Below are 14,540 nucleotides of genomic sequence, written 5' to 3'. Positions count from 1 at the left end.
CCCTATTAGCTCCACAGACTCTGCAGCTGTGTAACTATCGTGTTCCACGTATCCGCCAGGTTCGTGCTAAACGGCCCACTCCCGCCAAGCCCGACGATGAGTACAATCGTCGCCGCAGCAACAAGCAATCCCAAAATTGCCCATGCCCAGGCGACTCCCCGACCAGTCGTCAGATTGTACAAATCAGCTATCACTGTGGAATCCACCAGTTTTTGACCCGCTTTCAAACGAGTGAGCAGTGCTGCCGGCGAGCTTTCATCTGATTCGGTAAAGATACGGTCCAGGTTCACGGGCTGCTCAACCATCACGATCATTTCTGCATCGTGGAACACGCTCAGTAACACCGCCAGGTCTGTTGCAGATTCGGTCGCGGCGGGAAACGTCATCGCACCTACTCCAAGATCCTGGATGCGCTCCAGACCAGGCGCGTAGCCGTCGGGGTCCGCTGGCAAAATCACCCGCGCGTCGCTTCGCAAATTTTCTTCAGCCACGTCGCCCGGGTCGCCCACGATAAAGTCGGGCGCGTACCCCATCTCCGCCAAGGTATTCGTCGCCTTGCCTACGCCAATCAGCACAGGTGTGAACTCACGGATGAAATTGCGCAACGATTCGATACGCTCTCGGAGATCTGGGCACGGGCTCGCGATAATAACTTTTCGGTCCGCAATCACGTCACCTAACTCAGGCGCGCCAACACCATCTATAAGCAGCGGCGATTCGGAGTGTATAAATTCGATCGTGTTTCCGAAGTACGCCTCCATGTGATCTACGAGGTGACGCTGTGCTTCAATAAACGTCGCGTCAACATCAGCGCGCACCACTGGTGCAGCAGAACCGACTTCCTTGCGCCCAACCTTGATCTCACCCGAAGCCGTTACGGATGTCTTCTTGCCATCGCGTATCGACGCCCGCATCTCCGCACCGGCAGCTTCAAACAGTGGAATGCCGGCGTCGAGAAGCAAGTGCGGGCCGTAATTAGGCACAGCCCCAGTGCTAAATCGTGCAATATTGACAACCGCCGCCGGTGCCGCGTTGATCAACATCTCAGCTTCCCTACGGCTGATATTGGAGCATCAACGAAGGCAATATCCCCAGAACGAAGACGGCCGCGCCCCTTGCCTTGCGGCGTGCAATCACGCAGCGGTCCCTGCAACGGCGCGCTAGTCGATTCAGAAGTTGCAGAAGTTTCAGTCATATGTTGAATTCTGCCTGCATCGCACGCCAAGTACTGCTAGGCGCGCGGGCTATCGACGAAACTCTTTTGTTTCGCGCTGTGCCTGCTCCAGTAGCTCCGCCGCGTGCGCCTTTCCTGTTTCCGAGTTCGCCATCCCAGCCATCATGCGAGCTAGTTCCTCCACGCGCTCGGCATCGTCGAGTACAAGCACTCCTGATGTCACGGTTTCATCGCCAACGTTCTTCGCAACGTGTAAGTGTCTGTCCGCGTAAGCCGCAACCTGTGGCAGGTGCGTCACCACAATTACCTGATTGTTTACTGCGAGCCGTGCAAGGCGACGCCCTATCTCCACCGCGGCCTGACCACCGACACCAGCATCAACCTCATCAAAGACGAATGTCGCGCCGTGCGTTGACCCGGCAAGGATCACTTCAATCGCGAGCATGACGCGTGAAAGCTCACCTCCTGACGCGCTGGTTGCCAATGGCTTTGGCTCTGACGCAGCGTTAGGCGACAGACAAATCTCGACAGCATCAGCGCCATCACGGCCGTAGTCTGCCCCTTCAACGCGGACGCTCAGCACAGCCTTAGGCATCGCCAGCCCATGCAACTCCTGTGTCACCGCCTCAGAGAACCGTCGTGCAGCATCGCGACGAATGCCCGTCAACTCCTCAGCGTGCTGCTTCATCTCGGTCGCAGCGTCATCAACCCGCAGTTGAAGCTCCGCGAGGGCCTCATCCGACGTATCAATTGACGCCAACCGTTGCTGCGCCTCGTCCCTCCAACGCAGCACACCATCAATGTCCGACGCGTACTTTCGGGTCAGCACCTTTAACGACTGTTGCCTCTGAAGCATGTTCTCGAGCGCATGCGGATCCGCATCCAACGAAAACAAATACGTTCCAAGTTCCGAAGAAACATCCGAAAGCACAGTGGCGGCTTCTTCCAGTCGACGCCCCAGCTCCTGCAGCTGCGTATCAGTGGATGCACCAAGTGCACTCGCAGCCTGCCCTACCAAATCTGAAGCGGCGGACGCCTCGTCATACTCACCAACCGCCTCAGCGCCATCGATTGCAACCATCGCCTCTTGAACCGCGGAGCGCAATCCATCAACATCTTGCAGGCGCTGAATCGCAGAGACGAGCTCAGCGTCTTCACCTGGCTCGGGTGCGACCTCGTCGATCTCGTTGACAGCAAACAGGAGACGGTCCTGTTCCATCGCTAATTCTCGACGCCGCTTTGTCCGCTCCTCTAAATCTCTCTTCGCAACGCGCCAGCGCTTCCACGCTTCCTGATACGCACGGAGAACCTTTGAAGCAGCAGGATCGAAGCGGTCCAACGCATGCAGTTGCTGTTCTGGCGACATCAAACGTAACTGATCGTTCTGGCCATGAATCGTAAGCAGGTGCGAGGAGATTTCGCTGAGTGTCGCAGCCGGTACCGCCCGGCCACCAAAGTGTGCCTTCGACCTGCCTGTCGATTTTACGGAACGGACTACGACGTACTCACCGTTTTCATCGAGGACCGCGCCAGCGTTCTCCGCGATCTTCGCAATAGCCTCGCGACTGTCCTCGTGGATTCCTGTTACCGCGAACGCGCCCTCCACCACCGCTTCCGGCGCTCCCGTACGGACACGAGAAGCATCAGCACGACCGCCAGTCAACAGCCGCAAACCCGTGACCACCATCGTCTTACCGGCGCCAGTCTCACCCGTAAGGACTGTCAAACCTTCCGAGAGCTCCGCGCTAGCGTGAGGGATCACACCGAGGTTCCTGATAGCAATTTCCGACAGCACGCCGATCTACCTCTCTTTGTCTGGGCCACGCCACCCAGATACCGGAAGCTGAAACTTCTCCACCAGGCGGTCGGTAAACGGACGCTCATCAAGCCGAACCCAGCGCACCGGGCGGCGACCACGCGTCACTTCGACCCGTGCACCTGGCGGCATCATAATCCTTCGAACCCCATCCATCACGACAACAGCGGAGCTGGTCGTCGAAAAGGACTCAACCGCTACCGTCGACAACGGTGAAACAACCATTGGCTTCGCGAAGAGGGCGTGCGCATTATTCGGAACCACCAAGATGGCATCGAGCTCAGGCCACATCACCGGACCACCGGCCGAAAAAGCATACGCGGTTGATCCAGTAGGCGTAGATACCAGCACACCATCACAACCGAACGAAGATACCGGCCTGTAATCGATCTCCAGAAACGCATCAAGCACTCTTGTACGATCCGAGTTCTCAATGCTGCATTCATTCAGCGCCCAACTTTCGCCAAGCACTTCACCCGTCGCATCCAAAACCCGCACGTCAAGTGTCATGCGGTCTTCAACCCGATATGAGCGCGCTATCACCGAGGACAGCACATCTTCCAGGCTTTCCGCTTCGGACTCTGCCAAGAATCCCACATGGCCGAGATTCACCCCGAGCACTGGAATGTCCTGAAGGTGCGCAAAGTTTGCTGCGCGTAAAAACGTTCCATCGCCTCCAAGCACAAATACAAGCTCGCAGCCTCGGCCAGCCTCGGCCCCTGGGCTTACGTGCTCGAGCTTCTGCAATACTGGATCCTCTTCAGCGGGACTTGATTCCCCCGCAGAAAGCAACTGCACCTCAATGCCAGCCTGCTGCAGCATCCGGGCAGAATTCGCCGCAGCCTCAATATTGTCGGGCCTGTAAAAATGGGGCACCAACAAAATGCGTCGCCGATAATCTACAGACATTTCTACGCTGGCCCTTCCTGCACCGCCTGTGCTGCCATCTCTTCGACGGCCTCGACAGATTGTTCCTGCGCATTTGCTGTCTTACGCAGCCACAGAAAGTATTCTACGTTACCACTCGGACCTGGCAACGGAGATGCAACCATTGATTTCACCTCAAGCCCCAGCGACTGTGCGAACAATGCGACATCTACCACTGCTTCTCGACGCAGCTCTGCCGAACGAACGACACCCCCGTGACCAACGCGGTCTTTACCAACCTCAAACTGTGGTTTCACCATCGGCAGGAGGTCCGCCTCGTCCTCAAGCGCTGCTACCAGCGCAGGAAGCACAAGCTTCAAAGAGATAAACGATAAATCACCCACCATGCAATTGGCCGACTCGCTCAGCATGTCGGCAGTCAACGACCGTATATTCACACGGTCCATCACCGTCACACGCGGATCGTTTTGCAGCCGCCAAAGTAATTGCCCGTAACCGACATCTACCGCAAAGACCCGGCGGACACCTCTTCGTAGCAAAACGTCAGTGAATCCCCCCGTTGACGCTCCCGCGTCAATCACCGTCCTATCCTTGACCGTAAACCCAAGCTTTTCGAAGTGCTCTAGTGCCCCCAGAAGTTTGTGCGCGCCACGGGAAGCCCAGTCATCGGTGTTATCAACATCGACCTTGATGGAAACATCGGGTTCGACAACTGTAGCTGGCTTTTTTGCAGGAAACCCTCCGACCTCAACGCGTCCTTCAATAATCCATGTCCGGGCCTGCTCCCGTGAACGAGCAATCTTTCGTCGAACAAGTTCTGCGTCAAGGCGTCGCCGACCAGGTGCCACCCGTACTCCTCTCCTACGGCGATGCTCAGTCTTTTAGCGCTTCTGCTAAAACGTCATGAGCCTCAGCCAACTGTTCAAGTTCATCCCTTATCGTAGACGGCACCCGCGCCAGCACACTATCTACCTTCGAACGCAATTCTTCCGGTGAAATGCCGACTCGCCTTGGATCGTGGGGTTTCGGGGCGTGCCCTACCACCACGACTCCACAGCCTTCTGCGCCCACTGCGATACCGGCTCAACCACTCGTACTTCGGCCTCTGCAGACCACGCAACAGCCAGAGCCGTTCGCAAGGCCTCCGTAGGCGAAGAAGATGCAGCACCACCGTTAAGCAGGAGCGTATCTCCTTGCAGCTTCGCCACGAAACCGCCCTGTGCTCCCGGCCGCAAGCTCTCCGCATCTGCCAAGAGGCTACGCAAGTCATCACCAATATATGTCGGGCGCTCCACCGGCTTAGCCGCCAACAAAGCATAAGGACCAGACACACCTGTAAGTACCTGCAACGTATCCATCCCCGCACGATTTCCACCGGCAATATCGGTATCTAAACGGTCACCGACCGCCAACGCTCGCGTAGCACCCGACAGCTTCACAGCCTGATGGAACATAGCCGGTTCCGGCTTTCCGGCCGCCTCTGGGACAACGCCGGTTGCCGACGTCACCGCCGCCACCATCGAGCCATTCCCGACCATAAGCCCCCGCTCCATCGGCAAGGAAGTATCAAGGTTTGAAGCCAAGTAGACCGCCCCGTTGCGAATCGCCAACGCTGCTTCAGACAGCTCACGCCACCCAGTTTCCGGGCAGTGCCCTTGTAGCACCGCAACTGGTGCGTCGTCAGCACTAGAGACTACGCGATAACCGGCCCCAGAAACCAAGTCTTTGAACGACTGCGCACCAAGAACAAGGATGGGATCATCCTCTTTCAACAGGGGTCGCGCTAGCTCCAAAGCTGCCTCTGCTGAGGTAATAATCTCCTCACTCGAGCACTCTAGCCCAATATCACCAAGCATTTCGGCGACGAGGGCCGAAGGCCGGGATGCATTATTCGTGATGTAGAAAGGTGTCACACCACATTCGATGATGCTGGAAACCGCATTGTCTAACGCGCGGCCGCCCTCCCAAACCGTGCCGTCTAAGTCAAAGAGCAACACGTCATATTGATGAGCAAGAGAACCCAAAGCCACTACTCCGTCTCTTCCAAACGCTGCTTCGCATCCGTCAACATCTCCGGATCCAACTCAATAACATGCTTGAACCAGTCAGCAGCTTCAGCCTTTCGGCCAGCAGCCAGCAATGCGTCGGCGTAGGCGTAAGACAAACGCATTGCAGAGACGTCCCGCTCGTCCTTGTTCGGACGTACACGTTCCAAAGTCGCAATCGCAGAATCAACCTGGCCCAGATCGCGACGCGCACCAGAAAGAACGATGGCAAGCTCAATACGTCCCTCACGATCGAGGTCTCGCGCCTCAGGACTCCGACCAAGCTCCAACGCCTTCTCGGGACGACCAAGTCCGCGTTCAGCATCAGCCATCACAGCCAAAAGCCCAGGGCCGCCACTCATGCGCCGGGCAGCTCGCAGCTCAGAAAGTGCCTCTTTCCACTCACCTGCGTGGTAAGCGATTACACCATTCGTTTCACGAACAACCCCAACACGTCCGGCACGATTCTTTGCTGCCCTAGCATGACGCAAAGCAAGCGCCGGGTCGTCGTCGAGCAGATCTGCAGCCATAATCATGTGCTTCGCGACGCGAGTTGCGTTGTCATGTGACAACACCTTCAAATCTTGCAGCACGGACGGGTCGAGAACACTGATGTCAAGGTCGGAAGGCAGGTCGGGTTCAGAAAGCTTTTGAGCCATCCTATCCTCGCGGTAGCCCTGCCGACGAGGCTGCGAGCGATTGTGACGATTGTTGAATTTGCGTTCTTCATCGCCGCCAGGACGAGCGCTTCTGCTCCTACCACGGCCGTCACCGCTGCGATCATTGCGACGATCCCTACTGTCGTCGCGCCGACCTTTCCGGCCCCCATTGCCTGGCCGCCCGTTCCGCCCCTTGGAGGAAGAAGAACCGTGGTTGCGACGTGGTCTCTCGTTAGAGCGATCGGACATGAAACACCTTTCTATTGGAACAAGTCATTATAAACAGGAATGTCCGAAAATAAGAACTTATTGTGCACCTGTTGAAACAAATTCCCAATCATCCGGTCAGTCAGAGTTGCACCTCTGAGTCTACAAACAAGGAGCGCTGGCGTCATCAGACTTCGTAAAGACGGCCCTCGTTGTTTGTTGTGGGTGCACAAAAAAATGTGGTGGGTACCACCACCCCCAACAACGGGAATAATGGAACCCACCACACACAAGAAAATGAAGTTATAGGCCGGCGGTAACCTACTCTCCCACACCCTCCCAGGTGCAGTACCATCAGCGCGGGCGGGCTTAGCTAACCGGGTTCGGAAAGGGACCGGGCGTTTCCCCGCCGCCATCAACCACCGACACGACCAAAATCGTGCCAACACAATACTGTTGATAACAACGACAATATTCAAATAATCAGCACAGGCATGTCATGCCAGACACTGCACAGTGGACGCAAACACTCTTCTTCGCGGAAGAACACTCATTAATTTGACCATAAACAATGCACACCATGTGTTTTGTTTTAGTCTCGGTGTAATTAGTACCAGTCACCTTACACACCTCACAGTGCTACCAGATCCGGCCTATCAACCCCATCATCTCTAGGGAACCTCAAACGAAACCTCATCTCAAAACAGGCTTCCCGCTTAGATGCTTTCAGCGGTTATCCCTCCCGTACGTAGCCAACCAGCCCTGCTCCTGGCGGAACAACTGGCACACCAGAGGTACGTCCGTCCCGGTCCTCTCGTACTAGGGACAGCCTTCTTCAAGTTTCAACGCGCGCGGCGGATAGAGACCGAACTGTCTCACGACGTTCTGAACCCAGCTCGCGTGCCGCTTTAATGGGCGAACAGCCCAACCCTTGGGACCTACTCCAGCCCCAGGATGCGACGAGCCGACATCGAGGTGCCAAACCATCCCGTCGATATGGACTCTTGGGGAAGATCAGCCTGTTATCCCCGGGGTACCTTTTATCCGTTGAGCGACACCACATCCACAAGTAGGTGCCGGATCACTAGTCCCGACTTTCGTCCCTGCTCGACTTGTAAGTCTCACAGTCAAGCTCCCTTGTGCACTTACACTCACCACCTGATTGCCAACCAGGCTGAGGGAACCTTTGGGCGCCTCCGTTACATTTTGGGAGGCAACCGCCCCAGTTAAACTACCCACCAGGCACTGTCCCCAACCCAAATCATGGGCCAAGGTTAGACATCCACTACGGTCAGAGTGGTATTTCAACAACGACTCCACAATCACTAGCGTGACCACTTCACAGTCTCCCACCTATCCTACACAAACCGCACCGAATACCAATACCAAGCTATAGTGAAGGTCCCGGGGTCTTTTCGTCCTGCCGCGCGAAACGAGCATCTTTACTCGTACTGCAATTTCACCGGGCCTGTGGTTGAGACAGCAGGGGAGTCGTTACGCCATTCGTGCAGGTCGGAACTTACCCGACAAGGAATTTCGCTACCTTAGGATGGTTATAGTTACCACCGCCGTTTACTGGGGCTTAAATTCTCCGCTTCGGACATGCGTCCTAACAGGTCCTCTTAACCTTCCAGCACCGGGCAGGCGTCAGTCCGTATACATCAACTTAACCGTCTTCGCACGGACCTGTGTTTTTGATAAACAGTCGCTCCCCTCTATTCTCTGCGACCCCCACCAGCAACACACCGAAACAGTATGCAACCAGCAAGGGCCCCCCTTCTCCCGAAGTTACGGGGGCAATTTGCCGAATTCCTTAACCACAGTTCACCCGACCGCTTTAGTATTCTCTACCTGACCACCTGTGTCGGTTTCGGGTACGGGCCATACACACACATCGCTAGAGGCTTTTCTCGACAGCAAAGGATCACCACCATCACCCAACAATTGGGCTACGCATCACGCCTCACACAAAATATCGACCGCATTTCACAAGTCGACGTGCCACACGCTTACACCAAGTAATCCAACACTTGGCGCGGCTACCTGACTGCGTCACCCCATCACTGAACTACCACGGATCAGGCCCCACGCATCACCAACAACCACACACCCAAAAGGATGCGCATGTTGCCAGTTCAGGGTGGTTAGTATCACCGCTTCACTCTTTGTCGCATGCATACGGGTACGGGAATATCAACCCGTTGACCATCGACTACGCCTGTCGGCCTCGCCTTAGGACCCGACTCACCCTGGGAAGACGAACTTGACCCAGGAACCCTTAGTCATCCAGCGGATACGATTCTCACGTATCTCTCGTTACTCATGCCTGCATTCTCACTCGCACACAGTCCACCACCCCTTACAGTATGGCTTCACCCCATGCACGACGCTCCCCTACCCATAGTAAAAACTATGCCGCGGCTTCGGCGGTGTACTTGAGCCCCACTACATTGTCGGCGCAGAACCACTCGACCAGTGAGCTATTACGCACTCTTTCAAGGATGGCTGCTTCTAAGCCAACCTCCTGGCTGTCTTCGCGATCCCACATCCTTTTCCACTTAGTACACCCTTAGGGGCCTTAACCGGCGATCTGGGCTGTTTCCCTCTCGACTATGAAGCTTATCCCCCACAGTCTCACTGCTATAGAACACTTGACCGGCATTCGGAGTTTGGCTGATGTTGCTAAGATGATAGTCCCGCTCAACCAACCAGTAGCTCTACCTCCGGCAAACTACTATAACGCTGCACCTAAATGCATTTCGGGGAGAACCAGCTATCACGGAGTTTGATTGGCCTTTCACCCCTACCCACAACTCATCCCCTCAGTTTTCAACCTAAGTGGGTTCGCGCCTCCACAACCTCTTACAGCTGCTTCACACTGGCCATGGGTAGATCACCCCGCTTCGGGTCCAGGACATGCCACTTACAACACCCAATTAGGATTCGCTTTCGCTACGACTACCCCACACGGGTTAACCTCGCGACATGCCGCTGACTCGCAGGCTCATTCTTCAAAAGGCACGCCATCACACACACGCGGTGCTCTGACGGATTGTAAGCGCACGGTTTCAGGAACTCTTTCACTCCCCTCCCGGGGTACTTTTCACCATTCCCTCACGGTACTTATCCACTATCGGTCACACTTAGTATTTAGGCTTACCGGGTGGTCCCGGCAGATTCACAGCAGATTCCACGAGCCCACTGCTACTCGGGCAAACAATCACCACAACACGACACGCCTTCACGTACAGGGGCTCTCACCCTCTCCGGCACACCATCCCAGGTGACTTCCGCTAACACGCCGCATCATGAGGGTACATGGCAGCATACCCACAATCATCGCCCACAACACCACACGCGCAACCCCTGCCAGGTATCACACACGCATGGTTTAGCCTCATCCACGTTCGCTCGCCACTACTAGCAGAATCACAATTGTTTTCTTCTCCTACGGGTACTGAGATGTTTCACTTCCCCGCGTAACCCCCACACAGACTATACATTCATCTGCAGGTAACACTCCATAACAAGTGCCAGGTTTCCCCATTCGGACATCCTCGGATCAACGCTTTGTTGGCAACTCCCCGAGGCATAACGCAGCCTCACACGTCCTTCATCGGCTAAGCATGCCAAGGCATCCACCGTACGCCCTTGTAACAAAACAAAAACACACAACAAACAAACAACAAACAACCACCACACACAAACAGCATGACAATCACTTGTTGTTAGGCAAACTTACAATCAAAAAATTCTTCCACAAGAATAAAGATGCTCGCGTCCACTATACAGTTCTCACACAACACACCCCACACACCAACCACCAACCAAACCAGTCAATGATCAACACGCGGAATCATTCAAGACAACACAACTGCTGCCTCAGACACCCAACAGTGCACCAACACACAATAATTATTACTTCTTTTTGACTACATAACCCGGCCACACTGCAACCACAACCACAACCACCACACGCATATGCATGACAGTCTGTAGCTGGTGTGTCTCCACCCGGAAACAACAATTGGCAGCCACACCTACGGTGACTCAACCAACAAACAAGCCCACAACTGTGAGCCAACAAAAAATAAAACTCCTTAGAAAGGAGGTGATCCAGCCGCACCTTCCGGTACGGCTACCTTGTTACGACTTCGTCCCAATCGCCGATCCCACCTTCGACAGCTCCCATGACAGGCCACTGGCTTCGGGTGTTACCAACTTTCATGACGTGACGGGCGGTGTGTACAAGGCCCGGGAACGTATTCACCGCAGCGTTGCTGATCTGCGATTACTAGCGACTCCGACTTCATGGGGTCGAGTTGCAGACCCCAATCCGAACTAAGGCCGGCTTTGTGCGATTAGCATCCCCTCACAAGGTAGCAAACGCGCTGTACCGACCATTGTAGCATGTGTGAAGCCCTGGACATAAGGGGCATGATGATTTGACGTCATCCCCACCTTCCTCCGAGTTAACCCCGGCAGTCTCTCATGAGTCCCCACCATTACGTGCTGGCAACATAAGACAAGGGTTGCGCTCGTTGCGGGACTTAACCCAACATCTCACGACACGAGCTGACGACAACCATGCACCACCTGTATAGCGACCACAAGGGAAACCACATCTCTGCGGCGATCCGCTACATGTCAAGCCCAGGTAAGGTTCTTCGCGTTGCATCGAATTAATCCACATGCTCCGCCGCTTGTGCGGGCCCCCGTCAATTCCTTTGAGTTTTAGCCTTGCGGCCGTACTCCCCAGGCGGGGCGCTTAATGCGTTAGCTACGGCACAAATCCCGTGGAAGGGACTCACACCTAGCGCCCACCGTTTACGGCATGGACTACCAGGGTATCTAATCCTGTTCGCTACCCATGCTTTCGCTCCTCAGCGTCAGTTACTGCCCAGAGACCTGCCTTCGCCATCGGTGTTCCTCCTGATATCTGCGCATTTCACCGCTACACCAGGAATTCCAGTCTCCCCTACAGCACTCAAGTTATGCCCGTATCGCCTGCAGTCCCACAGTTAAGCTGTGGACTTACACAAACGACGCGACAAACCACCTACGAGCTCTTTACGCCCAGTAATTCCGGACAACGCTCGCACCCTACGTATTACCGCGGCTGCTGGCACGTAGTTAGCCGGTGCTTCTTCTCCAGGTACCGTCACAAAAATGCTTCGTCCCTAGCGAAAGGAGTTTACAACCCGAAGGCCTTCATCCCCCACGCGGCGTCGCTGCATCAGGCTTGCGCCCATTGTGCAATATTCCCCACTGCTGCCTCCCGTAGGAGTCTGGGCCGTATCTCAGTCCCAATGTGGCCGTACACCCTCTCAGGCCGGCTACCCGTCGACGCCTTGGTAGGCCATTACCCCACCAACAAGCTGATAGGCCGCGAGCTCATCCCATACCGCAAAAGCTTTCCACAACAATATCCAAAAAGTTGTCCTATCCGGTATTAGACCCAGTTTCCCAAGCTTATCCCGAAGTACAGGGCAGATCACCCACGTGTTACTCACCCGTTCGCCACTCGAGTACCAGTGCAAGCACTGGCCTTTCCGTTCGACTTGCATGTGTTAAGCACGCCGCCAGCGTTCATCCTGAGCCAGGATCAAACTCTCCACAAAAATATTTCAGAAAGAAACAAGGCCGTGAAAAGCCCAAACCTAACCAAAAACAAACCAACCACCAACAACAACCACAACAGTCATCGCCAGTGTCTGGCAAAATCCTAAAATTACAAAAAAGTAAAGTACAAACAAAACCGGTCCCAACCCGACGGGGCAAAACAGGACCAGTCACAACCACATCAACCAATACAGTCAACGCGACCATGCATCTGCACCACACCAGTGACACCCAATCATAGGTTCAAGCATCACCGCCGGCACACACCAAAACATGGCACACAGCACGCAACCAAAAGTCAATGCAATCAAAAAAATAAAAAGTACATTGGCACACTATCGAGTTCTCAAACAACAACCGCACACCCAAACACACCACCAACGGTGGCGCACTCAAAGCGACGAAGATTGACACTAACAAAACATTCTCAACAACGCAAACACGCGCCGCATCACAGAACCTATTTCATTATGTCGGCCAGCGGTAGTTTTCCTAACCGCCATCTCACCAAACCACTCTCTTCAGAGCCTGTCTGGCGGGGCGTTGTCGGTCTCGCTGACTCACATAAAGTTACACACACACCAACAACAACACAAATTGGCTGGTAGAAGTAGTTTATTGAGAAGGCGCTAACGGATCAGATTGCGTTCCCCTAACGCCTTCTCAAGGAGTTAGAAAAGGACAAAGATCAGAAGCGTGATTAGGAATGCCGCCACGGATTCTATGGTCTGCTGCAGCGTCCAAGTTTTCAGCGTGGTCTTGACGTCCATCCCAAAAAGACGGCCCACAAGCCAGAAGCCGGAGTCGTTCACTAGAGAGCAGCAAACCGAACCGGCCGCACACGCCAATGTAATTGCGACGATCTGAATTTCCGAGTAGCCGCCAGCCAGTACTGCTGGAGCCATCAATCCGGCCGTGGTTGTCAGCGCTACAGTTGCAGATCCCTGCGCAACGCGCATGATCACCGCTACCAAGTACACAGCGAGGATGACTGGAATTCCTAGTCCTTGCATGAGATCCGCGATGGCATCGCCGATACCAGACGCACGAAGAACTCCGCCGTACATGCCACCGGCACCAGTAATGAACACAACGGATGCAATTGGCCCTAACGCCGAATCGACGAGTTTTTCCAGCGCCGAACCCTTCACCCCACGTGAGGTCCCGAGCACTGGAAGCGCGACGAGAACCGAAATCAACAGCGCAATACCGGACTTTCCAAGGAATGTGAACGCCTGCGCCCAGGTTTCGTCACCTGTAATTGCGCCAGATTTCGTCGCAAAGTCGACACCCGTGTTCAGGAATATCAACAGCATCGGGAGCAGCAGAATCGTAATGACAGTGCCTGTTTTCGGCAATGACTTAATATCGCTGTCGTCCGAGTTGAAAACGGCGTTTGCTACTGACGTAAACGGGAACTTCTTTGCGCAATACTTACCCCACAAAAGGCCCGAAACATAAAACGTTGGAACTGCAACAATCAAGCCAAAAACGATCAGCAGACCAAGGTTTGTGTCGAAGAATGTCGAAGCAGCGACTGGTCCTGGATGCGGAGGCACGAAGACGTGCATGACAGAGAATGCAGCAACCGTTGGAATTGCGTAGAGCAAGATTGGTCCACCGATACGAGCGGCAACTGCGAAAATGATCGGCAGCATGACAACGAGGCCGGCGTTGAAAAACATTGGGAAGCCAAGCAAGAGCGAGGCCACACCAAGCGCCATCGGCGCTCGCCGCTCGCCGAACCTATCGATCATCGTGTTGGCGAGGACTCTAGCGCCACCGGAGTACTCAATAAGTTTGCCAAGCATCGCGCCCAAACCGACAAGAATACCGACGTCGCCAAGTGTGGATCGGAAGCCGCCCATCACAACGTCATACAGTTCTCCTGTTGGAATGCCTGCCGCGATAGCGGTCAAGACAGACACAAGAATCAGCGTGACGAACGCATGGACCTTGAACTGAATAATGAGCAAAAGAATGAGGGCAATGCCGACCGCAGCGATCCCCATTAAGGGGCCTGCCGACAACGTCTGTTCCCAAGTTTCCATGAGCTATCCTGTCTCTTCTCAAGCGAGGCTTCAAGGCCGTATCGACGCACCGATCTACGGGGCGTCAATACGGAAAAC

Annotated in this window: 6 protein-coding genes, 3 rRNA genes and 1 pseudogene; all 10 read right to left on the bottom strand. The window is 54.8% G+C overall.

Features of this window, described 5'->3' with window-relative positions; translation table 11 throughout:
* Positions 1-5: 5 nt before the first annotated feature.
* Positions 6-1,195, bottom strand: a pseudogene (steA, locus tag R0V12_RS00455) (putative cytokinetic ring protein SteA).
* 49 nt (positions 1,196-1,244) lie between these two features.
* Positions 1,245-2,969, bottom strand: coding sequence for a DNA repair protein RecN (recN, locus tag R0V12_RS00450; protein WP_256008196.1), 1,725 nt, complete (start codon positions 2,967-2,969; stop codon positions 1,245-1,247).
* A 6-nt stretch (positions 2,970-2,975) separates the two neighbouring features.
* Positions 2,976-3,899 (bottom strand): NAD kinase, encoded by a 924-nt coding sequence (locus tag R0V12_RS00445; protein WP_320072658.1) that lies wholly within the window; start codon positions 3,897-3,899, stop codon positions 2,976-2,978.
* 2 nt (positions 3,900-3,901) lie between these two features.
* Entirely contained in the window at positions 3,902-4,726 is an 825-nt protein-coding gene (locus R0V12_RS00440; protein ID WP_070477182.1) for a TlyA family RNA methyltransferase, read from the bottom strand.
* Between the two features lie 189 nt (positions 4,727-4,915).
* Positions 4,916-5,908, bottom strand: coding sequence for an HAD-IIA family hydrolase (locus R0V12_RS00435; RefSeq protein ID WP_256020435.1), 993 nt, complete (start codon positions 5,906-5,908; stop codon positions 4,916-4,918).
* A complete protein-coding gene (locus R0V12_RS00430; protein ID WP_070477184.1) occupies positions 5,908-6,582 on the bottom strand; it encodes a hypothetical protein in 675 nt (224 codons plus the stop codon). Before R0V12_RS00430 ends, R0V12_RS00435 begins: the two co-directional genes overlap by 1 nt.
* Positions 6,583-7,097: 515 nt before the next feature.
* Positions 7,098-7,216 (bottom strand): 5S ribosomal RNA (rrf, locus tag R0V12_RS00425).
* Between the two features lie 158 nt (positions 7,217-7,374).
* Positions 7,375-10,454, bottom strand: a 23S ribosomal RNA gene (locus R0V12_RS00420).
* A 439-nt stretch (positions 10,455-10,893) separates the two neighbouring features.
* Positions 10,894-12,410: ribosomal RNA gene (locus R0V12_RS00415) — 16S ribosomal RNA — on the bottom strand.
* The 16S, 23S and 5S rRNA genes sit together here, the layout of an rRNA operon.
* 672 nt (positions 12,411-13,082) lie before the next feature.
* Positions 13,083-14,462, bottom strand: a complete 1,380-nt coding sequence (locus tag R0V12_RS00410) for a GntP family permease (RefSeq protein WP_320072657.1) — start codon at positions 14,460-14,462, stop codon at positions 13,083-13,085.
* Positions 14,463-14,540 lie beyond the last annotated feature (78 nt).

This window comes from Corynebacterium sp. UMB2355A (genome assembly GCF_033877495.1).
Taxonomy (GTDB): Bacteria; Actinomycetota; Actinomycetes; order Mycobacteriales; family Mycobacteriaceae; genus Corynebacterium; species Corynebacterium pseudogenitalium.
Note: the sequence above shows the minus strand (reverse complement) of the source record. Positions and strands in the feature narration are given on the sequence as shown.